Genomic DNA, 21,750 nt, shown 5'->3' with positions numbered 1-21,750 from the left:
ATACGTTTGCCCTGAAAAAACCAATCGAAATGAAACAGATTATCCTTTTAGCAACATTAGTTTGCTGCGCATGCGGCCCGGCAAAGGTCAGCAAACGCGAAACAGAACCTTTGCCCAGAGATTTCAAAATGACGTTCAAAAATCTCCCGATTGATTCCACTGCACACGTGTCGCTGGCTTCAATCTTCGGACTGGGAAATCCCGCAGACGGAAAAGTTTCTATCGGGTTTGACCATCAGGGCGATTTAAAGTTGAGCTGCAAAAACAACCTCGGCGGCGACTATTTTGTCGCCTATAAAGGCAAGTCCAAGAAAAACAGCTACGAGATCTTTTTGCGTAGAAAGCGTATTCCGTTTTATCCGTTTTACGCCATTACAGACGTGAGCCGCGTCAGACTCAGACTGAAACGCGACAGTACTTTAGTCGTTGATCATTATTGGAACCGCTCGGGGATGATTTTGGTCGTGGCCGCTGGACACAGCTCCAAAATGCAATACCAATTCAATAAAGTAAAATAATCATGGAAACCATCAAAAATTGCCGATGCAGCATCTGTACGCTGTTGTGCAACACACGGACTATTATCTTATTCTCGCTGCTGTCCGGGTTTTCCGCATGGGCGCAGGATTCGATTTATGAGAAAAAAATGCAGGCCGTAATAGAAAGCACACGCCGTTACGACAGTATCGCAAAGCCTTATTACGACAGCATCCGGCGCGGCCCATTCAAGACGCGGTACGGGTTCAGTTTGTCGCCCATCGCCCGTAACGTGGAAACCGTAAACGGATTGACACTCGGCATCGGTCATTTCAGGAGCGAGTTGATTCCGATGCAAACCGTCAACGGCATCAACGCCGAAATTTCGCCAGTTGGTTTAGGCATGTTGCTCGTCTGGCCGTTCCTCGATTTCAGACATACGACTTTTGACGATCTTTTCGAAACCGATTCCACTTGTACGGTAATCAACGGACTGAATGTGAGCACCGGCGGATTCCTTGAAGGCGGCGAAGTGCGCGGTGTGAACATTTCCACTTTCACGAAAATGAATAAAATGAACGGGCTGTCCGTGTCGGCGGGTTTTCTTATTTCCAAAAGGGCAAATGGCGTGAGTGTCGCCGGGTTGTACAACGCCGCAGCCAAACGCAACGGATTGTCTATCGCGTTGGTGAATACTGATTTGAAAACAAACGGGCTCCAAATCGGGCTAATGAACTACGCAGGGCAATTGAAAGGCGCACAAATAGGGTTTGTCAACGTATCGCCCGAGAAAGCCGCCGGATTGCAAATCGGGTTGGTGAACCATTCCAAAAGCAAATGTTTCCAGCTGGGGTTGTTGAATATAAACGGTAAACGGGCGCTGCCCATAATCAATTGGTGATGAAAACACACGTATATTTTTTCTCCTTATTGCTGTCGGCCACGGTTGTCGCGCAGCCAGATTCAAATGCCCAGCATATGAAACAGTTTGCACCGGTTGAAAATGTATATGTTGAATTTGGCGGGTTGTCGCCCATGGGCACGCTTCGGGAATACCAAAAAGCAAGTGCCAATTTCGGATTTTGGGCCGTCGCAAAACGTTTCGCCAATGAACAATTAGAAGCTGGCTTCAACCTCACACTGGCCAAACCCGGTAAGGCTTTCACTTCCCAAAAGTTCGACAGTATTTTCAGCAACCGGGCGAAGGCCGTTTCAGGAATGATTGGGCTTCGGTATGCGCGCCGTTATCCGATGGGTAAAGGCGGTTCATGGACCGCTGAAGTCTTCCCTTCATTGGGCTATGGTTTCTTCGGTTACGAGTCGCAGCTCAAGTCCACGCAAAGTGACGGCCAAATCCCGGACGGCGAGCGTAAATTCAAGGCGCTGAGTACGATTCACGTAGGGCAAGGGTTCAGGATTAACTACAAGAATGTCGGGTTGCAGGCGCAATACCAGTTTACGCCTTACGATTGGTTTTCACGGAACGATGAAACCATCGGCGCACACAGCCTGACCTTCGGCATTGTTTATCGCCAATAAAAAAACCCGGCCGAAACCGGGTTCCAACAATTTAACTAACTAACCTCTATTTTTTCTTGTTCTTGCTTTTCCAGTGGAAAGTGTATTCAATGCCACCCAGGACAACCACCGAATAGGGCTGTAAAGCCGTGCTCGCCGTACGGAAATGGTATTTGAATATCGGTTCCACATTCAGCCGGAAATTCTCGGCGAACTGCCAATAGAAACCCACGCCCGCGTTGGCCGACAGATACCATTTGTATTGGTCTTTGGTGCTGCCCAGGATGACAGATCCATCATTTTGGCTTTCGGCGGTAATGGTATTGGCTTTCAAGAAACTGCTGCTGATGCCGCCAATGGCTTCGATGCCGATTTTGTCGTCGCGCAACTTGTATTTGAGTTCCATCGGGAATTCCAGATAGGAAATCTCTTGGATCAAATCAAAGTACTCGGAATTGGCGAATCGGGGCTGCAAGTCTGCGTTCGATGCATTGCCGTAATCCACATTATAATAATTTACCTCTCCGAGTGACGATACCGCGATGTTCTGCGTGCGATGACGCAGCGTCGTTTTTGCGGCACCAAACCGGAACGACCATTTGTCGTCGTAGTCAAAACACAGATAGCCGCCGTAATTGTAGGTGATTTCCGCCTTACGTGAAAGTGTGTCCAGACGTTTGTCTATGGATGAAATCTTTGAAAACGTATTGTAATAGGTAGGCGCGGCATAAAGGAAAATCCGGAAAGTCTTGCCGCCGTCCGTGAATTCATCGGTCTTCAGGCTGTCTTTGGGTTTTTCCTCAGGTTTCTTGTCTTCGGTTTTTGCGATGGCCGTTTTCAAGGAATCTTGCTGGGTTTCGTTTCCAATTTTTCCGTCTGTAGCGCCCGAAACTGCGGCTACGGTATGGTCGTTCCCGGAGCGACTTTGGCTCGCGTCATCTCCATTTTCAGCTGAAGCCGAAATTCCCTTGTCATTTTTGGGATTACCTTGTTTAGTTTGATTGTTGAAATCCCATTGCTGGCCTTGGGCTTCATGCTTTTTGCGATAGGCGACCGCCGAACGTTTTTTTAGGGCTGCGTGCTTGTTCTTCCGTTCCGCGACCGCTGTTTTGTTGGCGCTTTGGCCCGATGCGTCGCTCACGTTTGTTGAAGACGCCGATGCATTTCCGCCTATGGCATTTTCATGCGATGGTGATGCGGTTTCGGTAGCGGGATCCGCCGCTGGGGTTTGCGCTCCGGCTGAAGATTTGTCGTTACTGTCGCTGCCCGGTCGGCTCCCTTTTCCGGTATTTGTTGAAGTTCCGTCATCTTGGGGTTTTACGCCTGCGCCATCGGCGTCGCGTCCGGACCAAATCCAGATGCCGACAACCATTCCGGTAATCAGAAAAAACCAAAACGGCAGGATGCGGCGCTTTTTCTTTTTCGGCAAATCGGCCTCGATGGCGCTCCAAAGCTGGTCGCCGGGCGATTTGTCCAACGCGTCGAGTTTGTCGCGGATGGCTTTGCCGATGTCTTTTTTATGCTCCATTTCGTATGTTTTTTAGCGAAGGATTCCTCGCCATGATTTTCTCCTTCAAAATAGCCTTCGCCTTGTGCAGGTTTGATTTTGATGTACTTTCCGTAATAGACAACATTTCCGCAATTTCCTTGTGCGGATAATCGTCCAATTCATAAAGGCAGAACACCAAACGGTATTGATTGGGCAATTCTTGGATGACAGACAACAGATAATCCAGCGGAATATCCATGTCTTGGTCGCTTACCGATGTGTCTTCGATGATTTCGTCGTACACCGGAAGCAAATACACCGTCTTTTTGTAACTGTCTATCGCTTTGTTGATGGTAATGCGTTTCATCCAGCCTTCAAATGACCCGTTTCCTTTGTAGCGGTCGATTTTACTGAAGATTTCGATGAAAGCGTTGTGCAGGTTGTCTTCGGCTTCAGCTTCGCTGGGACAATACTTCAAACAAAGCACATACAGCGGACGCTTGTACATTTCGTACAGCGTGTTTTGCGCCTTTCGGTCCTGCTTGATGCAGCCTTTTATGATGTGTTCTAATTCCAAGTATGGTCGATGAATTGTTTATCTGGCTTTTATTGCGGACATGGGATTAAAACGGGAACGTTGCTGTTTGTTTCGGTTCCGTTACCAAGTTGACCTGCTAAATTCCATCCGAACGCCCATAAAGTTTTATCGGTTTTCCGAGCCACTGAATGCCGACCCATCGGCGCCGTCGCGATATAATCCCACGTACTGCCGATGCCAATTTGAACCGGAAATCCACTATCTTCGCTAGCACCATTGCCAAGCTGACTATCGCTGTTTTCACCCCATGTCCAAATAGTTCCGTCGGTTTTTAACCCTATCTTATGCCAATTGCCCGAACTGATTTGTTGCCAACCCGAATCTGTTCCGATTTGGGTAAGCGTGGAATGAATGTCGCCTTCACCTGCGCCCAACGAATAATTGTGACCGATTCCCCAACGGACGCCAGTTGATTTGACGGCAATTAAACTATTGCTTCCGATTGAGAAACTGTTCCAGGATGAATCGCTTCCGACCTGTGTTGGTACCATCAACTGAATCGCCGTTCCGGGTTTTGCACCCCATAGCCATAACGAACCGTCGCTTTTCAGGGCCAGCGATGCGACTTCGCCCGCTTTAATTTTTACCCAATCCGTATCTGTTCCGACTTGTTGCGGCGAAAGTACTTCGTCGTCGATTTCTCCGTAACCTATTTGTCCATGCGAATTACCGCCCCAAACCCATAAAGAGCCATCGCTTTTAAGCGCCATCGAATGACCGTTGCCTGCCGAAACAGCCGCCCAATCGTTTTCAGTGCCGATCTGCGTCGGAGTATATTTTGCGACACCAGTGCCGTCGCCCAATTCACCGTTTGAATTGATGCCCCAACCCCAAAGTGTTCCGTTAGATTTGATTGCGAGTGTGTGCGCCGTGCCTACTGCGACTTTGTTCCAGTCAGTATCGGTGCTGATTTGAATAGGAGTGTGAAATTCTGCGGGAGTTGTCGAACCAACGCCGAGTTGTCCCCAATAGTTTTGCCCCCAACCCCAAAGCGTTCCATCCGATCGCATGGCTGTGGTATGTTGCCAGCCTGGATAGACTTCTTTCCAATATAGGGCTTCCGGTTCTGGATCTGGCGAATTGGTTTCGTCTGACGAACAACCAAAAAACATCAATGCGAAAAAAGGCAGTAGTTTTACTAGATTTCTCATGGCCATTTATTTTGAATTCGTAATATAGAAAAAATTATTGCGGGCACGGAATCAACACGGGTGTCGTCTGTCCGGGCGCATTGATCATTGGTCCGGGATGTCCCCAGCCCCAAAGCTCGTGGTCGGCATTAAGGGCCAATCCGTGCGCATCGCCAACGGAAACAGCGACCCAGTTATTTCCAGGGAGTAATTGTGTGGGAACCGTATAGTAATCCTGGCCCAATAGCCCGAGCTGCCCTTGTTGGTTCGATCCCCAGATCCAAAGCGTCCCGTCCGATTTGATTCCTGCAGAGACATAAACGGCAGCATCTATCATGGTCCAGGTGTCATTCCCGATTTGCATCATCGGAACGCGAACCTCGTCGATGTCCGAACTGCCTATTTCTCCCCAGATATTCGTGCCCCATCCGTAGATTTTACCATTGGTTTTCATGGCGATGGAATGGGTGCCGCCAGCCAACATTTTCCAATTATGCATCGCTGCGCTGGTGACCTGTATGGGCTCGTAAACGAAGTCGTACGGCATGCTCAATAGTGGTCCTTCAATATTAAATCCCCAGCCCCAAAGATTTCCATTCGCTTTTTTTGCGAGCGTGTGGTGGCTTCCCACGCCAATGTCTATCCAATCGTTTGCTGTGCCGATCTGCGTGGGCACGGCACAACCGTCAATTTCTTCGCCCAAGCCCAGCATTCCCCAGAAGTTGGCACCCCAACCCCAAAGCGTTCCGTTGGTTTGGAGCCCGATACTGAATAAATCACCGAGTGCCAGGTTTTCCCAAGTCGCGTTCCCTATTTGCACAGGTGTAGGTTGGTCTGCATTGCTGTTATTGCCCACCTGAAGTCCATTGTTGTTGCCCCAGCCCCAAAGCATACCGTTGGTCTTGATCGCCATGGAGTGATATGAACCAGCATAAATATCTTTCCAATCGTTATCTGTGCCCACTTGCACTGGAGAGACGCGGTCTATTTCGGTCCCGTCGCCCAACTGGCCGAAGGCATTCCAGCCCCAAGCCCAAAGCGTTCCATCCGAACGAAGCGCCAGCGCATGGCGTTGGCCGGTGGTAATTTTTTGCCAATACAAGGGTTCGGGCTGCGGTGCGTCGTCGCTTGAGGAACAACCGATGAGCAGGAGCATGAACGTCAGGAGCAAAATGGTGTAGTTGGTTTTCATAAGTCTGTTGTGTTTTTAAAAATACCTAATTACTCTCGTATAGACGGTGTTTACAATCTGAATTTTGGGTGATGGTGCCGCAGTTCCGGTGGCGAAATCAACAGTCTGTGCATTTCCGGCATCGGCTTCGGTTGAACTCCAGTAGGCCGCGTTGGCGAAATTCCCGAAGCCCAGCAGATGCAAATTTGCGTGCATCAAGGCCAATTCAACCTGCGATGGCAGAAACCAATCGTCAAAGCCGTTCAAAGTATATACTGACGCCTTTTGTGCGGCTACGGTTCCGTTATTCGCTGCGTTGCATACTGAAGGATTGTTGTAATAGTCGGCAAGGTTGTCGTGGAAGAAGGTAACCCTACCGGAATTGGTTAATCCCGTACCAAGTTCTGCGGTTGTATTTCCAACTTCGGATGACGCGCAACCCCATTCGAAAGCGAATAGATCTTCTGGCGCGGCTTCCATGTAACGCCAGCCGTCGCTGTAGAAACCTTTGTCGAAGAACACGATACCGCCCGCCGGGCCAACATCGCCCAGTTCATAGGTTCCGGAATCCTGACAATGGCGTCTAAGCAGGATGTGTTTGGGTTCGGTGGCGATATCGATCCGGTCTTGCCAGATGGCCATGCGGCGGTCAATATTCCAATAGACAGCCACTTCCGACGTGCCTTCTAGGTTGATGTTGATGTGGAGTTGATCGGCCACGAATTCAAAGATCCAGTTGCCGGGATATTCTTCGCCGCGGTAGGTGAACACCAAAGTATTGTCAGGATTGATCTGGAATACGCCGCCCACATATTGGTTGTCGTAATTTTCGGCGTAATCTACACGCCATACGCAATCGGGACTGCCATCTGCGCTGAGCCCGCTCTCGAAAACCGAACCGCAGTAGGATACGATGTCTTCACGGCTGCAGTTGTCTATGGCCAATTTCAACTCTGAATTGTTGTTGACGCTAAACGTTGAGCCGTCCGAAAGCGTGGTCGAAATGGGGTAGCTGATGGACAGCGCCTGCGTGGGCGAGATGGCGCCCAGGAATTGGCTGAATTCATCATCGCTCCACAAAGTGACGCTTCCGATGGCAATCAAATCCTCATCGTATAGTTTTACATTGACCGGATAAATAAAGTCGATACAAACCACATCCTGCAATGGGTCGTCGGTATCGGTCGTGACGCGCTCAATCAAATTGAAGAGTTCTGAATCTTTGGTGATGACGTCTTGGGCGCGTGCCACTTCCAAGTTGTCGTCTAGGTCTGTGCAGCCACTGAATCCCAAAGTCAGCAGGAACAGCAGCAGTTTGATTGGATAGCAATTATTTCCCATCTCGAGTCGTTTTACCCTATAGTCTGCCAAGGAAAAAAAGGTTGCCTCAAAAAGTGGAAAAATAAAAAACCCCAGCGTTAACTGGGGTTTCTATGAATCAAATATGAATTAACCTTGTGATTCTTCGTTGTTCTCGTTGCGTGGTTCGCGCGGCTCACGGTCTTCACGTGGTTCGCGGTGTTCACGCGGTCGTTCATCGCGGCGGCGGTCATCACGACGTCCGTCACGTCGGTCATCACGGCGTCCGTCCCGACGGTCACCATCACGCCTTTCAGGACGCGGTGCATTCTCATCCCTTGGCGGACGTGGCAAAAGTGCTTTCATGGAGACGCGCTCTTTTTTCGTCTTCGGATCAATGCCCATGTATTTGACGTTGATTTCATCGCCCAAGTTCACGACATCGGTAACGTTTTCTGTGCGTTCCCAAGAAAGTTCAGAGACGTGGAGCAAAATTTCTGCGCCAGGAGCGTCCATATATTCTACGACGGCACCGAAATCCATAATCTTGATGACTTTCACTTTGTAAGTCTCACCGATTTGCGGTTTGAATACGAGCGAGTCGATTTTCTTCAATACCATGTCGATGCCTTCAGGTGATGTGCCCAAGATTTCGATGATGCCTTTTCCGTCGGCTTCATTGACGACGATGGTCGTTCCTGAGTTCTTCTGCAATTCCTGAATGACTTTTCCGCCTGGTCCGATGAACGCGCCGATGAGGTCGCTTGGGATTTCAGACATGATGATTTTCGGAGCGAAGACTTTCACGTCAGGACGGACCGCAGGTTGTACTTCAACCAGCTTGCCCAAAATGTGCAAACGGCCGTCGCGTGCTTGCTTAAGCGCCTGAACCATGATGTCATAATTCAAACCATCGATCTTGATGTCCATCTGGCAAGCGGTAATACCATCGGCCGTACCGGTTACTTTGAAGTCCATGTCGCCGAGGTGATCTTCGTCGCCCAAAATGTCCGACAATACCGCCCAACGGCCGGTCTTCTCGTCAGAAATCAATCCCATCGCAATACCGGAAACCGGCTTGAGCATTTTCACGCCCGCATCCATGAGTGCGAGTGTTCCGGCGCAAACGGTCGCCATCGAAGACGAACCATTTGATTCCAAGACTTCAGACACGATACGGACTGTATATGGGTTTTCTGGGGAAATCATGTTTTTGAGTGCGCGTTGCGCCAAGTTTCCGTGGCCAACCTCACGACGTGACGTGCCGCGTAACGGACGCGCTTCACCAGTTGAGAATGGCGGGAAATTGTAGTGCAGGTAGAAACGCTCTTCGCCTTGTTCAGACGGTGCGTCGATGATGTTCGCCTCGCGGGAAGTTCCGAGTGTTACGGTAGCCAACGCCTGGGTTTCGCCACGCGTAAACAATGCAGAACCGTGAACCGATGGCAAATAATCCACTTCGCACCAGATTGGGCGGATGTCAGTCGTTTTACGGCCGTCGAGACGAATGCCCAAATCGAGGATGACATTGCGTACGGCTTCTTTTTGCGACTTGTACAAATACCTGGAGATCAAATCGCCGTTTTCAAGCAATTCTTCTTCGGTAAACGACGCCATGACTTCTTCCTTGATGGCAGCGAATTTTTCAGACCTTTCGTGTTTCGCCGATGCTTCTTTCGCTACGTCATAATAACGACTATAAGTCAGTTCGAAAACTTTTGCTTTGATGTCATCGTCGTTGCGGTCTTGGTCATATTCGCGGATTTCCTTCTTACCGAAAGCCGCTTGCAATCTCTTCTGTGCAGCGATCTGAACCTTGATGGCTTCGTGCGCAAATTTGATGGCTTCAACCATTTCCTCTTCCGAAATCTCTTTCATTTCACCTTCCACCATCGCGATGGAATCTTCAGAAGCGCCAATCATCATGTCGATGTCTGACTCTTCCAATTGCGCCATGCTTGGGTTGATGATGAATTCACCGTTGATGCGGCCCACGCGGACTTCCGAAATCAATGTTTCAAACGGAATGTCAGACAGCGCCAATGCAGTCGATGCAGCCAAGCCGGCCAAAGCATCGGGCATGATGTTGTCATCGTGCGACATCAGCTGGATCATGACCTGCGTTTCGGCGTGGTAATCATCCGGGAACAATGGGCGCAATACGCGGTCCACCAAACGCATCGTCAGGACTTCTTTGTCTGACGGGCGCGCTTCCCTTTTGAAGAATCCGCCCGGGAAACGTCCTGCGGCGGCAAATTTCTCGCGGTAATCTACCGTGAGCGGCAAAAAGTCAACACCCGGGCTGGCTTTGCGTGCCGATACTACTGTTCCGAGCAACATACAGTCGCCCATGCGAACCACTACCGAACCGTCGGCTTGTTTCGCTAATTTTCCGGTTTCGATTGAGATGCTTCGTCCATCTCCCAAATCGATAACCTCTTTGTAAACTTGTGGAATCATAAATCCTTTTCTTGATTAAACAATGGGTAGTTGTGTTGTTTTGTTGTAGTTGTTGTGACCCAATGAAAAACCAAACTTTTTCTCGACTAAACTTCCCCTAGGGAAATTATTTTTTTCAATATTTATAAAACAAAAAGAGGCGCGCGGGCACCTCTTTTCTCTGAATTATTTTCTGATATTCAGTTCCTTGATGATTTCACGATACCTGTTGATGTCTTTCTTTTTCAGGTAGTCGAGCAATGACCTTCTTTTACCTACCAACAGTACAAGCGAACGCTCGGTGTTGAAGTCATGACGGTTCTTTTTCAAGTGCTCTGTCAGGTGTGAGATCCTGTGTGTGAACAGCGCAATCTGGCCTTCTGCCGATCCTGTGTTCGTAGCCGATCCACCGTGCTTGGCAAAAATCTGCTCTTTTACTTCTTTAGTCAAATACATGCTAATATTATTAAAATGATTATTATGTAGATCCGATTTTCGGATACGGGTGCAAAAGTACATTTTTATTTTGAAAGCGCAAGGGATTTAAATTTAAAGTTCAAAGTTCAAAATTAGCGCAAATACTAACCTTGAACTTTGAACCTTAAACGTTGAACCAATTATTTTTCTGTAAAAAGCTTTGCAACCTGCTGGTTTACGTATTCCAGAAAACGCTCGTCGGCTTCGTTGAAAGCATCTAGCACTTCGGAGTCGATGTCGATCTGGCCGATGTTTTTCCCATCTACGAAAAGCGGAACGACGATTTCAGATTTGACCGTCATGCTGCAGGCGATGTAGTTGTCCTGCGCCGACACGTCCGGAACGACAAAGTTTTTATTGGAAACGGCCACTTGTCCGCAGATGCCTTTCCCGAACGGGATGACGGTATGCTCGGTATATTCGCCCACATACGGCCCGATGACCAATTCTTCTTTGTCGCCGTTGCGGAAATAAAACCCGACCCAGTCGTAATAGTCAACGTTGTCGTGTAGCAGGTGACAGATTTTCTGCAGCTTTTCCTCGCGGAGCGTACGCACATCGGTAATGATATCGGTTACTTTTGGCTTGAGTTCTTCAAAAGTCATGGCGAATTTTTTTACAAAGGTAGCCGATTGTGTCGCAGAAAGTGATATAGCTTTGTTAAATGTCGGTAATTCGATCGTTCTATGGTGTGATTGTTCGAAAGACTAAAAAGCGTGAAAATCCTCTCATAAGAATAATCTTGATTATATTCGAGCCGTGGAATTATTTCAATTGCCGCGCTTCATTCTTGGAAAACTACGTCAAAAAATACCGTCCGTTCCTATTGTTCTTAGGGAAGTTTTTCCTGACCTATCTGTTGGCGACGGTTGTTTACCAATGGTATTTGTCTGGCTTCGATGCCAATCAGCACGACGTGGACGACATTACACAATCGGTCGGGAAACAATCGCGATGGGTGCTGCAGCTTTTTGGCGACGCCGGGCTCAATCGGCATCCGTCGCAACCCAGTATGCGGCTTTATTTTGAAGGCAAGTACGTGGCGCGGATCATCGAAGGTTGCAACGCCGTGAGTGTGATGATTCTGTTCGCAGCCTTCGTCATCGCCTTTGCGGGCCGGCTCAAACATACCATATGGTTCATACTGGCCGGAAGCGCCGTCATCCACATCCTGAATGTTTTCCGGATTGCGTTGCTCTGCGTCCTGATTTATCATTTTCCCGAAAACGAACACTTCCTGCACGGCGTGTTGTTTCCGCTGATCATTTACAGTGTCGTATTCTTGCTTTGGGTTGTTTGGGTCAATAAATTTTCAAATCATGCTCAGAAATCTCCTTGACCATAAATGGCGTTTGCTGGGCGTTTTGGCGATGGTAGGATTGCTCGTGATGGTGCGCGCGCTGGAAGAAACATTGTTTTACGACCCGTTGCTGGACTACTACAAAGCGGATTTTACCGCATTGCCGTGGCCCGAGATGGACTTGGCCAAACTCGGCCTAGGGTTAACGTTCCGTTATACGGCCAATGCGCTGTTGTCGGTAGGCATCATCTTTTTGATCTTCAAAAGCCAAAGCCTCGTGCGTTTTACCGCGCTGTTATACGTGTTGTTCTTTGTGATTTTGTTGACCGCTTTTTTTGCGTCGATGGCGTTTTTACCGGACGACAAAATGCAATTGTTTTACATCCGCAGGTTCTTGATCCAACCTATTTTCCTGTTGCTTTTCGTGCCGGCTTTTTACTTTCAGCAACGCACATCGGCGAAAAAATAACATTCCTTAAAGACCATTCAAATAAAAATTCGATATTTTTGTGCCGATGAAAATGAGCAAAATAACCGCTGTCGTTGTTGCCCTGCTTGTGTTGGTTTCCAACGCGGGAGTTGCCATGACCGTACATTATTGCGGCGGGAAGATAGCATCGGTTTCATCGGGGTTCAGCGATAAAGAAACTTGTTCGGCACCTGAAGCCGTTGCCGAAAAAGGTTGCTGTGCGAAAAAGGCCGAAACCAACCACAAGAAGTGTTGCTCAGACAAAAAACTCAATCTTAAGGGAAAAGCGCTCGACGTCATCGTCAAAGCTTCCGAAAATGGGTTTACGCCATTTGTTTTGCCGGTTTTTGAGCTGGTTAAATTTACCTGCGTCTCGGCGGTCAAAACCCAACAACTTCCCAGCTATTACTGCGATGCCAACGCACCGCCACTGTTCAAGCTTTACCACCAGTACATTTTCTACGCCTGATTCGATGTTCCAATATTCGACCTGAATTATTGTTGAACATTAGAATCAATTATGCAAAAATACCTTTCAATAGTTTTTTTATTGTTGTGGTCGGTTGCCGGGTTTTCTCAGGATACCCTCAAAGGTGTGACCATCGAGAAGGCCAAACGCGGGCTGAAGAAATCGCTTCGAGTGACCACAAACACTACCACCATGACCAGCGCGGAATTGCTCAAGGCGGCGTGTTGTAATTTGGCCGAAGCCTTCGAGACCAATCCGTCGATCGACGTGAATTTCCCGGATGCGCTCACCGGAACCAAGCAAATCAAGATGCTCGGTTTGACCAGCCCGTACCTGATGATTACTGAGGAAAACATTCCGGCCGTCCGTGGCGCGTCGCAGGCGTATGGCATGTCGTTTACGCCCGGAACCTGGGTGGAAAGCATCCAAGTGACCAAAGGCGCCGGCCCGGTCGTGAATGGCTTCGAGAGTATTTCCGGGCAAATCAATACCGAACTCATCAAACCGCTCTCCGACATTCCGTTTTTCGTCAATCTTTACGGTTCTACCGACGCGCGTTTCGAGGCGAATGTACACGCGAACCGAAAGTTTTCGGAAAAATGGTCGAGTTCGCTTTTCGTCCATTCCAACGCGCGTGTGGCAAAGAACGACATGAACCATGACCACTTCCTGGACAACCCGATTGGGCAACAATTCAACGTGATGAATCGCTGGCAGTATAACAATCCCGGGAAAGGCTGGGTGAGTTTCATCACGGCGCGTTACATGAACGACGCGAAGCAGACCGGCGAGGAACATTTCAACCCGGACACAGACCGCTTGACCGCGAATCATTGGGGTTCTGAAATCAAGACACAGCGGTTTGACTTGGCCACCAAACTCGGGTATGTTTTCCCGGACATGCCTTACCAGAGTATCGGTTTCCAGAATGCCTTCAGCGTGCACGACCAGCAGTCTTATTTCGGGCTGAACCAATATGACATCCGGCAGGCGAGTTATTATTCAAACCTGATCTTCAATTCCATCATCAGCAACACGATGCACAAGTTCGCCGCAGGAATCAATTTCACCTATGACAAATACGACGAATTCGTGCGCGTGCCCAATATCGACCGTACGTTTGACCGGATTGACAATGCCATCGGCGCCTTTTTCGAATACACCTATGACAACACCGATGATTTCAGCCTCGTAGCTGGCGCACGCATGGACAACCACAACAGATTGGGCGCGTTCTTTACACCGCGTTTGCATGTGCGATACAACCCTTGGGATAAAGGTGTAATCCGGTTTTCTGCCGGACGCGGGAAACGATTGGCGAATATCTTCGCGGAAAACCAGCAGTTGTTTGCAACATCACGTGTGTTCAATATTTTGGATACCGAAGGCAAACTTTACGGACTCGATCCTGAAATCGCGTGGAATTACGGCGTGAGCTTGTCGCAGGGCTTTTTGCTTTTCGGGAAATCGGCCGATGTGACGCTGGATTTTTACCGCACCGATTTCCAGAACCAAGCCGTCGTGGATTGGTTCGCCGGGTCGCAACAGGTGGCGTTCTACAATCTCAACGGAAAGTCGTACGCCAACAGCCTGCAGCTCGATTTCAACATCGAAGTCGTTAAGCATTTCAACGTCCGGACGGCGTACAAATATTACGACATCCAAACCGATTACAGCAGCGGCACGTTCGAGCGCCCGCTGCAGGCCAAGCATCGGTTTTTCACGAATCTCGAGTATGCGACGCACATCGGTGAACACGGCAAACAGTGGCGTTTTGACCTGACATACAATTGGATGGGAAAACAGCGTTTACCTAGTACGGCCGGAAACCGCGCCGAAGACAGACTACCGGATTATTCGTCGCCGTTTTCGTTGATCAATGCCCAGGTCACGCGCACGTTTACGTCTTATCTGGAAGTATACATCGGCGGAGAGAATATCGGGAATTACAGGCAGGACAAGGCTATTCTGGGCGCAGAAAACCCATTCGGGACGACGTTCGACAGTTCGATCGTGTATGCGCCGGTGTTCGGTCAGATGTTTTATGCGGGATTGAGATTTAAGATTAGATAGAAAAGACCGCTTCGCTGAAAGAAGCAAGAACAAAGAAAATAAGAATATGAGAAATTTAATTATTGTCGTCATGTTGCTCGTATCGGTGACAACACTGGCGCAGGAGAAAAAAAACAAGAATGCGAAGTACGACATTGAAGTGAACGGCAACTGCGAGCAATGCAAGAAACGCATTGAAAAGGCGGCTTTTTCGGTATCGGGCGTGAAATCGGCGGTGTGGCATATGGACGATCACGTACTGCATTTGATCATCAACGAAGAAAAAACCTCGTTGCTGGATGTGAAGAAAGCCATTGCAAAGGTTGGGCATGATACCGATGAAGTGAAAGCCACCGACGACGATTACAACAACCTTCACCACTGTTGTAAATACGAGCGCAACTAAAAATATCGGTTTCGGTTAACAAACTTTTAAAGTCGTCCAAATAAATTGCGGTTGCGGTAAATTATGCTTACTTTCACGGGCTGTTACTCAAAAAATCCCTTATGGAGCAATTTCATTGGACCGATTTGCTAAACCCCGAATTCTACATTACGTTAGACGTTGGCGGTGTTCAAATAGGTCTTTTCGTGGTCCTTTTTATCGTGTTTGCCGAGACCGGTCTTTTTGCAGGTTTCTTTCTTCCCGGCGACAGCCTATTGTTCCTGGCTGGAATTTACAGCCGCACACTGGTTGAGAATGTGGTGTCCATCCCGAGCGATTTCGTGAACGTGACATTGCTTTCGTCGTTGGTGGCCGTTTCAGGGATTTTGGGCAATACGGCAGGTTACTGGTTCGGTGCGAAAAGCGGCTACTATCTCTACAACCGCGAAGACAGTTTCTGGTTCAAGAAAAAATACTTGGTGCAATCACACGACTTCTTTGAAAGACACGGTGGCCGCGCAATCATTTTCTCGCGTTTCCTGCCCATTTTCAGGACGTTTGCCCCGATTGTGGCCGGCATCGCCCAAATGGACAAAAAGAAATTCATGTTCTACAATGTCGTCAGTTCCATCGCATGGTCGTTCAGCCTGATTTTCGCGGGGCATTACATGTATGGCTTTTTGCTCTCGAAATACAACATAGACATGAAGCATTATATAGAATATATCATCATTGGTCTAATCGCCATTACGATGATTCCGGTCGTGTTGAAGTTCGCCAAGCGACAGAAACCCAAGACTGAAGAATAAGTTTAGGAAAATCCGGACATTGTTCCGGATTTTTTTATGGCAATACAATGGTCCGCAGTTCTGAAATCAATTTGCTTAGGTGTCTAACGATTAATCCTATTTTCTTCCGCCTTGGCTGCTGACCACATTTCCCATTACTTCATCCGCCTTGTAAGAAACGGAGATTACTGACAATGTAAAAAAAAACGGAACACCGAAGCGTTCCGTTTTATATAAATTACGGACGGGAATTTACATCATTCCCGGCATTCCGCCGCCCATTGGCATTCCGCCGCCGGCGTTTTCTTCCTTGATGTCCACAAGCGCGCACTCCGTGGTCAGGATCATGCCTGCAACCGATGCCGCATTTTCCAACGCCACGCGGGTTACTTTTTTAGGATCGATGATGCCTGCCTTAAGCATGTCAACATATTCATCGGTTTTGGCGTTGTAACCGAATGCATTTTTACCTTCGGCTACTTTTGCTACGACCACAGATCCTTCCAATCCGGCATTTTCCACAATGGTACGCAACGGCGCTTCTACCGCGCGCGATACGATTTGGATTCCGGTTGCTTCGTCGGCATTGTCGGCCTTGATGTCTTTCAAGACGCCTTTCGCCCGGAGCAACGCTACGCCGCCACCGGCTACGATGCCTTCTTCAACAGCAGCACGTGTGGCATGCAAGGCGTCGTCCACGCGGTCTTTCTTCTCTTTCATTTCCACTTCGGAAGCAGCGCCAACATACAACACCGCTACGCCACCGGCCAATTTCGCCAAACGTTCCTGCAATTTTTCGCGGTCATAGTCAGAGGTTGTGGTTTCCATCTGCGCCTTGATCTGGCCCACGCGGTTCTTGATCATTTCGGTATCGCCCGCACCGCTAACCACGGTCGTGTTGTCTTTGTCGATGGTAACACGTTTGGCCGTGCCCAGCATGTCAAGCGTAGCATTTTCGAGTGTGTAACCGCGTTCTTCTGAAATCACGGTGCCGCCGGTCAAAATGGCGATATCTTCCAATAGTGCTTTTCTACGGTCACCGAACCCTGGCGCTTTCACGGCCGCGATTTTCAACGCGCCGCGGAGTTTGTTCACCACGAGGGTTGACAACGCTTCGCCGTCAACATCTTCTGCGATGATCAACAGTGGTTTGCCCGACTGTGCCACGGGTTCCAATACCGGAAGCAATTCCTTGAGCGACGACACTTTTTTGTCATACAACAAAATGTACGGGTTGTCCAATTCGGCTTCCATTTTTTCCGGATTTGTCACGAAATACGGCGACAAATAACCGCGGTCGAACTGCATGCCTTCCACAACGTCCACGAAAGTATCGGTACCTTTGGCTTCTTCCACTGTAATGACGCCTTCCTTGCCGACTTTACCGAAAGCCGTCGCAATCAAATCGCCAATCACTTCGTCGTTGTTGGCCGAAATCGACGCGACTTGCTTTATTTTTTCGGAAGAACTACCGACTTCCTTGGACTGGTTTTTCAAATCGATAACGATGGCTTCCACAGCTTTGTCGATGCCGCGTTTCAAGTCCATCGGGTTGGCGCCGGCCGCTACGTTTTTCAAGCCTTCTTTAACGATGGCTTGCGCGAGGACCGTAGCCGTGGTGGTTCCGTCGCCGGCCAAATCGTTGGTTTTGGAAGCTACTTCCTTGACCATTTGCGCGCCCATGTTTTCGAGCGCGTCTTTCAATTCGATTTCCTTCGCCACGGTAACGCCATCTTTGGTCACGTTCGGGCCGCCGAAAGATTTCCCGATGATGACATTCCTGCCTTTCGGGCCAAGGGTTACTTTTACCGCATTTGCCAATGCATCAACGCCGCGTTTGAGACCGTCGCGCGCTTCAATGTCGAATATGATTTCTTTTGCCATGTTTTGAATTATTTAGATGATTGCAAAAATATCGTCCTCTCTCATGATCAGGTAGTCCTTGCCGTCGAACTTCAGCTCGGTGCCCGCGTACTTACCGTACAAGACCGTGTCGCCGACTTTAACGGTCATGTTGTGGTCTTTCTTGCCGTTGCCTACGGCGATAACGGTTCCTTTCTGCGGTTTTTCCTTTGCCGTGTCGGGGATGAAAATGCCTGATGCCGTTTGTGTCTCGGCGGCTGCGGGCTCAATCAGAACCCGGTCTGAAAGTGGTTTGATGTTTACTGCCATAATGAATGATATTTTTAAGGTTATTTTTTGCGGTGCGCGCCAGACGAAAATTGTGCCGCCCGGCGAATGCTGAAAAATTGTCAGCTAAAAAAAATGCCAGCACTTTCGGGCTGGCATTCTGACGGATTTATACCGTATTATTGTTGTGCTGGCGCCGGTGTGTTTGCCGGGGCAGTTTCAGTTGCCGGTGCAGGTGTTGCAGTGGCCGGAGCCGGAGTCGTTGCTGTTGGAGCCGGAGTGGCCGGAGCAGCTTCGATTTCCTGCATTACTTTGTTTTGGTCAGACAATGAACCGGTAAAGCTAAGGCTTGACAACATGATCAGCGCAATCAGGATGGTAGCCAAAGTCCAAGTGCTTTTGTCGAGGAAGTCGGTGGTCTTTTGTACGCCGCCCATCATTTGTGTTCCGCCCAGGCTTGACGACAAACCGCCGCCTTTTGGATTTTGTACCATGATCACAACGATCAACAAGAAACATACGATGGTAATCAAGACCAGGAAAACTGAAAATGTATTCATTACAATATATTATTTTGTTGTAAAAGCTTTATCTCCGAAATTCGGTCTGCAAAGAAACTACTTTTTTCCGGATATTTCAAAATTAAAATTTCATACGCCTGAATGGCTTTCTGATACTTGCGTTGTTCCAAATATACCCGGGCTAAAGTCTCAGTCATCAAGGCCGTATGGTCGTCTTTTTGTTCAATCGCGACCGGTGCGGCTTCAGGGTTGATCTTCGGCATTTTCGGGTTGGCCTCGATGAAACGGTCAATCAATGCGTCCTTGGAGATTTTCTCTTCCGTCTTTTCCTCGGTCTTTTCTTCAATGGCGACGGTGTTTTCTGCCGGAGATTCGTCGCGCACGATAGGCTGGAACTTGGAGAGTTGCAGCCATTCGGCGAAGGAATGTGTTTCGTCTTTGGAAAATTCCAACGGTTTCCCGATCTCAAGTTTTGTTTCGCTTGACGTTATTTCGGCTGCGACTTCTTCGGCTTCGTGCGCAATCGTGTCGGGCTGAATTTCTGCTTCGATATCCTGACTTTCAACCATCGGTTCGTCGGTTTCGGCCATAGCGATTTCCGGAACGGCAACTGGCGCGAATTCCACCGGTGCGATGGCTTCCGGCAGGAATTGCGGTTCTTCCCCGATTGGGCCGAATTCTTCCGGATTGATTTCCTCGGTAGCGTCGGTTTTTTCAACGACTTCGTCAACTGCCGGTTTTTCAACTTGCTCGGCCTCGCGGATGGAGGTCAGAATAGACTGTTTGGCCAAATCGACTTCTGCCAGGTTTTCGGTTTCAACGGTTTCAGTTGGCGCAGCAACGAATTCTGAGGAAGGCAAGGCTTCTACGCCGGACTGTTTCGCTTCGTAGTCGGTTTTTGCAATCGCCGTAAAAGTGTCCGAAGTGATGAAATCGAAAAGTACGCTGCGGTCTGTGGTATAGGCCGCCGTGACCTTGAGCGCGTAATTGTACTGGAAGCTGTTCTGGTTGTACAGGCCTTTTAGCCGAAGCGCGCGTGCACTCTGGAAATAAGGGAATTCAGTAATGATTTTTTCCAATGCATCGGTGGCGCGTTCATCGACGGCATCCGGATGGCTGAGCAGGAAAGTATATTCGGCTGAATTCAAGTCTTGAAAATTAAGAGCGGCAAATTAATCAAAATTCACCAAAAGAAACGCCGCGCGCAGATTAAATTACCATTTGGCCAACGACTCGTTGAAGACGTCTTGTGTAATCCTTTCGAAAATTACGTCGAGCGCATCGGTAAGCCGTCCGCCGATGAGTTGTTCTGCGGCCGGATAATCGTAAAAAAAGGAGAACGACTTCTCGAAATTGTCGGCTTCTTTGTTCTTGTTCGTAAACCGTACGTTTACGCGAACGGTGAGGCGGTTTTGCGCCGCGCGCTGGTCTGCTGTTGCGGTCATTGGGCTGATGCGGAAGTCGGTGATTTCGCCTTCGTACACCAAATCGCCGCCGGTATCGGTCAGGCTCAGCGTGGTTTGGTCCTGGATGAGGTTTTGCAACCTTTGGGTGAACGTGCGCTCAATGCCCGGTTCAATCAATTCGGCGTTGTTCTGGAAGTAATTGACCTGAAACGTTTTGGCGTCGATAGGTTTCGCGCCGGTGAAGTTATACACACCACAACCCGAAGCCAACACGAGTGCAAATAAGGCCAAGAGCAACTTGATTTTTTTCATGTCCAAATATAGCCTTTTGTTACAAATCGAATTGCTTGATTTTCCGGTATAAAGTACGCTCGGAAATGCCCAACTCGTCGGCCGCGGCTTTGCGTTTGCCTTTGTTCTTGTCGAGCGCTTTCTTGATCATTTCCAGTTCTTTTTGTTCGAGTTTCAGGATTTCTTCTTCCTCGACGGTTTCCGCAAAAGTATAGTCGTCATGGCGCGGCTCGAAATGTTGCGGTGCGCCGGCCATGATCGTGGTTTGTGGCTGGTGTTCCTCGAAATCGACGATGTCCTGATCGCGGCCGTAAATTTTCTGGATGAGCGGCTGGTTGTCTTGTTGCACCTTGACGCTGCCGTTCTGCATCAGCTCCAGGGTGAGTTTCTTGAGGTCGTTCAAATCACTTTTCATGTCGAACAATACCTTATATAAGATGTCGCGTTCGGTCGAGAAATCACTGTCGCTCTTTTTGTTGGTGACGACCGACGGTAAATTTGTGCCTTCCACCGGCAGGTATGATTGCAAAACCGGAAGCGTAATGTCTCGGTTGGTTTCCAGGACGGAAATCTGTTCGGCGACGTTGCGCAACTGTCGGATGTTGCCGCTCCAACGGTAACGCTGTAGGAAATCGACGGCTGGATCGTTGAGTTTGATGGGCGGCATTTTGTATTTGTGGGCGAAGTCTGATGCAAACTTGCGGAACAGCAAATGGATGTCGTCCTTGCGTTCGCGAAGCGCCGGCAAATGGATGTCGACCGTACTCAAACGATAGTACAAATCTTCGCGGAATTTTCCTTTTTCGATGGCGTCGAACATGTTTACGTTGGTGGCCGCCACGATGCGCACATTGGTTTTTTGCACCTGCGACGACCCAACTTTGATGAACTCGCCGTTTTCGAGCACGCGCAGCAAGCGAACCTGCGTAGTGAGCGGCAATTCACCGACTTCATCGAGGAAAATCGTGCCGCCATCGGCCACTTCAAAATAGCCTTCGCGCGTATTGGTCGCGCCGGTGAACGCGCCTTTTTCGTGCCCGAACAACTCACTGTCTATCGTGCCTTCAGGGATTGCGCCGCAGTTTACGGCAATGTATTTCCCGTGTTTGCGGTGCGAGAGCGAATGGATGATTTTAGGGATGGCTTCTTTACCGACGCCACTTTCGCCTTGCACCAAAACCGAAATGTCCGTCGGGGCAACCTGGATGGCTTTTTCTATGGCGCGGTTGAGTTTCGGGTCGTTGCCGATGATCTCGAAGCGCTGTTTGATGGCTTGTACACTTTCCATGAGTCAAAAATCGAAAGTCAAAGGTCAAAAGATTTAGACCATTGACGGTTTTT

23 protein-coding genes are annotated in these 21,750 nt (G+C 49.0%); 9 read left to right on the top strand and 14 right to left on the bottom strand.

All coding sequences use genetic code 11. From position 1 onward, the window contains the following. Nucleotides 1–29: 29 nt before the first annotated feature. The 3 genes from ACM9J1_RS11380 to ACM9J1_RS11370 are packed head-to-tail and all read left to right on the top strand — an operon-like array spanning nt 30 to nt 2,016. The gene (locus tag ACM9J1_RS11380; RefSeq protein ID WP_415582174.1) at nt 30–518 is read left to right on the top strand and encodes a hypothetical protein; all 489 of its coding nucleotides are present in this window, start codon (nt 30–32) and stop codon (nt 516–518) included. 2 nt (nt 519–520) lie between these two features. Further along, nucleotides 521–1,378, top strand: coding sequence for an LA_2272 family surface repeat-containing protein (locus ACM9J1_RS11375; protein WP_415582173.1), 858 nt, complete (start codon nt 521–523; stop codon nt 1,376–1,378). Further along, a complete protein-coding gene (locus ACM9J1_RS11370; protein WP_415582172.1) occupies nt 1,378–2,016 on the top strand; it encodes a hypothetical protein in 639 nt (212 codons plus the stop codon). The genes ACM9J1_RS11375 and ACM9J1_RS11370 overlap by 1 nt, the downstream gene beginning before the upstream one ends. A 46-nt stretch (nt 2,017–2,062) precedes the next feature. Here ACM9J1_RS11370 and ACM9J1_RS11365 read toward each other — a convergent pair whose 3' ends face one another. The 8 genes from ACM9J1_RS11365 to ACM9J1_RS11330 form a co-directional block, all read right to left on the bottom strand. After that, nucleotides 2,063–3,523 (bottom strand): hypothetical protein, encoded by a 1,461-nt coding sequence (locus ACM9J1_RS11365; RefSeq protein WP_415582171.1) that lies wholly within the window; start codon nt 3,521–3,523, stop codon nt 2,063–2,065. Then, on the bottom strand, nt 3,513–4,061 hold the full coding sequence (locus ACM9J1_RS11360; RefSeq protein WP_415582170.1) for an RNA polymerase sigma factor: 549 nt from the start codon (nt 4,059–4,061) through the stop codon (nt 3,513–3,515). The genes ACM9J1_RS11365 and ACM9J1_RS11360 overlap by 11 nt, the downstream gene beginning before the upstream one ends. Nucleotides 4,062–4,090: 29 nt before the next feature. Further along, on the bottom strand, nt 4,091–5,233 hold the full coding sequence (locus tag ACM9J1_RS11355; protein WP_415582169.1) for an RCC1 domain-containing protein: 1,143 nt from the start codon (nt 5,231–5,233) through the stop codon (nt 4,091–4,093). 34 nt (nt 5,234–5,267) lie between these two features. Further along, a complete protein-coding gene (locus tag ACM9J1_RS11350) occupies nt 5,268–6,404 on the bottom strand; it encodes an RCC1 domain-containing protein (protein WP_415582168.1) in 1,137 nt (378 codons plus the stop codon). 15 nt (nt 6,405–6,419) lie between these two features. Beyond that, the gene (locus ACM9J1_RS11345) at nt 6,420–7,724 is read right to left on the bottom strand and encodes an Lcl C-terminal domain-containing protein (protein WP_415582167.1); all 1,305 of its coding nucleotides are present in this window, start codon (nt 7,722–7,724) and stop codon (nt 6,420–6,422) included. 108 nt (nt 7,725–7,832) lie between these two features. Then, entirely contained in the window at nt 7,833–10,142 is a 2,310-nt protein-coding gene (locus ACM9J1_RS11340; protein ID WP_415582166.1) for a polyribonucleotide nucleotidyltransferase, read from the bottom strand. Between the two features lie 165 nt (nt 10,143–10,307). Beyond that, nucleotides 10,308–10,577: a 30S ribosomal protein S15 gene (gene rpsO / locus ACM9J1_RS11335; RefSeq protein WP_415582165.1), complete on the bottom strand. Its 270-nt coding sequence runs from the start codon at nt 10,575–10,577 to the stop codon at nt 10,308–10,310. 161 nt (nt 10,578–10,738) lie between these two features. Further along, nucleotides 10,739–11,203 carry a GAF domain-containing protein gene (locus ACM9J1_RS11330; RefSeq protein ID WP_415582164.1) on the bottom strand — a complete coding sequence of 155 codons (465 nt, stop codon included), beginning with the start codon at nt 11,201–11,203 and terminating at the stop codon, nt 10,739–10,741. A 137-nt stretch (nt 11,204–11,340) separates the two neighbouring features. On the opposite strand from ACM9J1_RS11330, the gene xrtF reads away from it, so the two are divergent. The 6 genes from xrtF to ACM9J1_RS11300 all read left to right on the top strand — a co-directional run bounded on the left by xrtF (nt 11,341) and on the right by ACM9J1_RS11300 (nt 16,082). Then, on the top strand, nt 11,341–11,937 hold the full coding sequence (gene xrtF, locus ACM9J1_RS11325; protein WP_415582163.1) for an exosortase family protein XrtF: 597 nt from the start codon (nt 11,341–11,343) through the stop codon (nt 11,935–11,937). After that, the gene (locus tag ACM9J1_RS11320; RefSeq protein WP_415582162.1) at nt 11,918–12,367 is read left to right on the top strand and encodes an exosortase F system-associated membrane protein; all 450 of its coding nucleotides are present in this window, start codon (nt 11,918–11,920) and stop codon (nt 12,365–12,367) included. Before xrtF ends, ACM9J1_RS11320 begins: the two co-directional genes overlap by 20 nt. Before the next feature lie 52 nt (nt 12,368–12,419). Further along, a complete protein-coding gene (locus ACM9J1_RS11315) occupies nt 12,420–12,836 on the top strand; it encodes an HYC_CC_PP family protein (RefSeq protein ID WP_415582161.1) in 417 nt (138 codons plus the stop codon). Between the two features lie 51 nt (nt 12,837–12,887). Next, nucleotides 12,888–14,909, top strand: coding sequence for a TonB-dependent receptor plug domain-containing protein (locus ACM9J1_RS11310; protein WP_415582160.1), 2,022 nt, complete (start codon nt 12,888–12,890; stop codon nt 14,907–14,909). A gap of 46 nt (nt 14,910–14,955) precedes the next feature. Further along, entirely contained in the window at nt 14,956–15,294 is a 339-nt protein-coding gene (locus ACM9J1_RS11305) for a heavy-metal-associated domain-containing protein (RefSeq protein WP_415582159.1), read from the top strand. Between the two features lie 101 nt (nt 15,295–15,395). After that, a complete protein-coding gene (locus ACM9J1_RS11300; RefSeq protein WP_415582158.1) occupies nt 15,396–16,082 on the top strand; it encodes a DedA family protein in 687 nt (228 codons plus the stop codon). Nucleotides 16,083–16,313: 231 nt separating this feature from the next. Here ACM9J1_RS11300 and groL read toward each other — a convergent pair whose 3' ends face one another. The 6 genes from groL to ACM9J1_RS11270 form a co-directional block, all read right to left on the bottom strand. Next, complete coding sequence (gene groL / locus ACM9J1_RS11295) at nt 16,314–17,945, bottom strand: chaperonin GroEL (RefSeq protein ID WP_415582157.1); 1,632 nt, start codon at nt 17,943–17,945, stop codon at nt 16,314–16,316. A gap of 12 nt (nt 17,946–17,957) precedes the next feature. Further along, a complete protein-coding gene (locus ACM9J1_RS11290; RefSeq protein WP_415582156.1) occupies nt 17,958–18,233 on the bottom strand; it encodes a co-chaperone GroES in 276 nt (91 codons plus the stop codon). A gap of 137 nt (nt 18,234–18,370) precedes the next feature. Continuing rightward, nucleotides 18,371–18,751, bottom strand: coding sequence for a preprotein translocase subunit SecG (gene secG / locus ACM9J1_RS11285; RefSeq protein ID WP_415582155.1), 381 nt, complete (start codon nt 18,749–18,751; stop codon nt 18,371–18,373). Next, nucleotides 18,751–19,860 carry a tetratricopeptide repeat protein gene (locus ACM9J1_RS11280; RefSeq protein ID WP_415582154.1) on the bottom strand — a complete coding sequence of 370 codons (1,110 nt, stop codon included), beginning with the start codon at nt 19,858–19,860 and terminating at the stop codon, nt 18,751–18,753. The genes secG and ACM9J1_RS11280 overlap by 1 nt, the downstream gene beginning before the upstream one ends. A gap of 66 nt (nt 19,861–19,926) precedes the next feature. Beyond that, nucleotides 19,927–20,430 (bottom strand): LptE family protein, encoded by a 504-nt coding sequence (locus tag ACM9J1_RS11275; RefSeq protein WP_415582153.1) that lies wholly within the window; start codon nt 20,428–20,430, stop codon nt 19,927–19,929. Nucleotides 20,431–20,449: 19 nt separating this feature from the next. Further along, the gene (locus tag ACM9J1_RS11270; RefSeq protein WP_415582152.1) at nt 20,450–21,697 is read right to left on the bottom strand and encodes a sigma-54 interaction domain-containing protein; all 1,248 of its coding nucleotides are present in this window, start codon (nt 21,695–21,697) and stop codon (nt 20,450–20,452) included. Nucleotides 21,698–21,750: the final 53 nt, after the last annotated feature.

The sequence above is a fragment of the Flavobacterium longum genome (genome assembly GCF_965137575.1).
Classification (GTDB): Bacteria; Bacteroidota; Bacteroidia; order Flavobacteriales; family Flavobacteriaceae; genus Flavobacterium; species Flavobacterium longum.
The sequence above is the reverse complement of the archived record's forward strand: the minus strand, read 5'-3'. Positions and strand labels throughout refer to the sequence as shown.